Source organism: Microbacterium sp. zg.Y909 (assembly GCF_024626565.1).
Genome location: NZ_JANJFJ010000517.1, coordinates 1 through 2,466, shown reverse-complemented (window position 1 = coordinate 2,466; position 2,466 = coordinate 1). Strand labels below are relative to the sequence as shown.

Below are 2,466 nucleotides of genomic sequence, written 5' to 3'. Positions count from 1 at the left end.
TATGCGCACTACCGGGCGACGGATGCCACGTGCATGGCGTTCGGGGGCATGCTCTGGCTGGGGGGCTACGGGGACGGTCCGCCGGTGCAGCCGGCCGGACACCAGTCGTTCCGCGCCGGGAGCCTCTTCGGCGCGGTCGCATCGATGTCCGCGCTGCTCGCGGAGGGTGACGCGCGGGGCGAGCTCATCGACGTGTCGGTGCAGGAGTGCGTCTCGCTCGGCCTCGAGAACGCGATCCAGTTCTACGACCTCGAAGGGCACGTGCGACGCCGCCACGGCGGCACGCAGAAGCAGGCGGGGTTCGGCGTGTTCCCCTGCGCCGACGGATTCGTCTTCCTCATCGCCGCCGGCATCGGCGGCAACAGGTTCTGGCCGAACTTCGTCGGGTGGATGGCGTCCGAAGGCGTCGCCGACGCGCAGATCCTGCAGCAGGAGCGCTGGGGAGAGCGCGGCTTCGTGGAGAGCACCGAAGCGAAGGAGCTCTTCTGGACGATCTTCACCGGATACTCCTCGCTGCACTCCAAGGATGAGCTGCTGCGCGCGGCGATCGAGTGGAACGTGCCCCTCTCCCCCGTGATGACCATGTCGGAAGTGCACCGTTCTGAGCAGCTGCGGGCGCGGGAGTTCTTCGCCCCGACGGCGATCGACGACGCCCACGCCGACGCGCCGGGTGCCCCCTACCGACTGGACGGCACGCCCTGGCAGCACCGACGGCCGGCCCCGCGGCCCGGCGAGCACACCGAGCAGATCCTGGCGGAGGTCGGCTTCTCCGCCTCGGCTGTGGACGATCTGCGCCGGGATGGAGGCATCGCATGAGACGTCCACTGACGGGCGTGCGCGTCATCGACTTCAGCTGGGTCGGTGCCGGGTCGTACGCGACGAAGATCCTGGCCGATCTCGGCGCCGAGGTCATCAAGATCGAGAGCACGAAGAAGGTCGACGGCATCCGCCTGAGCCCGCCGTTCGCCGGCGGACAGAGCGGGGTGAACCGCAGCGGCTATTTCGCCGACCGCAACACCAGCAAACGCAGCATGCTGCTCAACCTCAAGGAGCCCGCGGCCGTCGACATCGCGCTGCGGCTGGTCGCGCAGGCGGAGCTGGTCTGCAACAACTTCTCTGCCGGCGTGATGGATCGCCTGGGCCTGGGCTACGAAGCGGTGGCACAGGTCAACCCCCGCATCATCTACCTCTCCATGTCGATGAACGGCGACAGCGGACCCGAACGTCACGCCCGCGGGTACGGCGCGATGATGAGTGCCATCACGGGCCTGCACCACTTGAGCGGCATTCCCGGGCTCGCGCCCGCCGGCACCGGCACGAACTATCCGGACCACATCCCCAACCCCGGGCACGCGGCGTTCGCCATGCTGGCGGCGCTGCGCCACAGCCGGCGCACCGGCCGGGGGCAGCGGATCGACATGGCCCAGACCGAGGCCATGCTCGCCACCCTGGGCCCGGAACTGCTGGACTGGACCGTCAACGGCAACGATCGCGATCCGCTGGGCAACAGCGGCGAAGGGCTCTACTGGCAGGACGTGCTGCCCACGGCGGGTGACGACGACTGGATCGCCATCTCCACCCCCACCTCGCGGGAGTGGGACGCGCTGCTGGCGACGCTGGGGCTTGCCGCCGGGTCCTCTCGCGAGCACGCCCTCGGCGACGTCGCGACCGCCGTCGCCGCGCGCGGCAACCGGGAACTCGCCGAGGCGCTGCAGGCGGCGGGCATCCCCGCGGCCCCCGTGCTCTCCCCGCCGGAGGTCATCGCGGATCCGCAGCTGACACACCGGGAGCACTGGCGCATCCTCGACCACCCCGAGATGGGGCGCACCCTCTACAACGGCCAGCCGTTCCGCTTCGCCCGCCACGAAGTGCAGCCGACCAGGCCGGCGCCACTGCTCGGGCAGCACACCGACGAGATCTGCGAACAGCTGCTGGGCCTCAGCCCGCAGGAGATCGCGGACCTGCGCACCACGGACATCCTCAGCTAAGAACGAGCGGGAGAAGGAGAACATGACTCGTACGCGACGCGCGACGGCGATCATCGGCATCGGCCAGACCGACTGGAGCGGAGACTGGAGGCGAGTGCGCGCCGGCGAGAAGCCGGCGGACTCGGTCGGATACGCCGCACAGGCATTCCAGGACGCGCTGCGCGATTCCGGCATCCCCAAGGACGACATCGACGGCCTCATCGTGGGTCCGACGACGGCCTACGAGCGGATGGGCGAGGTCCTCGGCCTCAACGTCCGCTGGGGCGGTCAAGCGGATGCGGTGCAGTCGGTTCTCCAGGCGCAGATGGCCATCGAAGCCGGCTACGCCAAGGTGATCGCGCTGGTGTACGGCAACGACCAGCGCTCCGCCGGCACGCAGTACGGCGGCCCGAGCGCCATGGGCGGACAGTCGTTCCTCTCGTACGTCTACCACTCGCCCTGGGGCATGACCTCGCAGGGTGCGCTGTACGCGCTGACC

Annotated in this window: 3 protein-coding genes; all 3 read left to right on the top strand. The window is 69.8% G+C overall.

All coding sequences use genetic code 11. The features are described from left to right. Positions 1–816: CoA transferase (locus tag NQ160_RS22230; RefSeq protein ID WP_257517213.1), on the top strand; the 816-nt coding region annotated here is incomplete at its 5' end. Beyond that, positions 813–1,988, top strand: coding sequence for a CaiB/BaiF CoA transferase family protein (locus NQ160_RS22225; protein ID WP_257517212.1), 1,176 nt, complete (start codon positions 813–815; stop codon positions 1,986–1,988). The genes NQ160_RS22230 and NQ160_RS22225, both read left to right, overlap by 4 nt. A 22-nt stretch (positions 1,989–2,010) precedes the next feature. Beyond that, positions 2,011–2,466, top strand: a 456-nt coding sequence (locus NQ160_RS22220) for a hypothetical protein (RefSeq protein ID WP_441338272.1), incomplete at its 3' end; no start/stop codon positions are given.

Bases quoted from the DNA above. Each gene is read 5' to 3' on its own strand.
- NQ160_RS22225 (WP_257517212.1), top strand. From the start codon at position 813: ATGAGACGTCCACTGACGGGCGTGCGCGTCATCGACTTCAGCTGGGTC.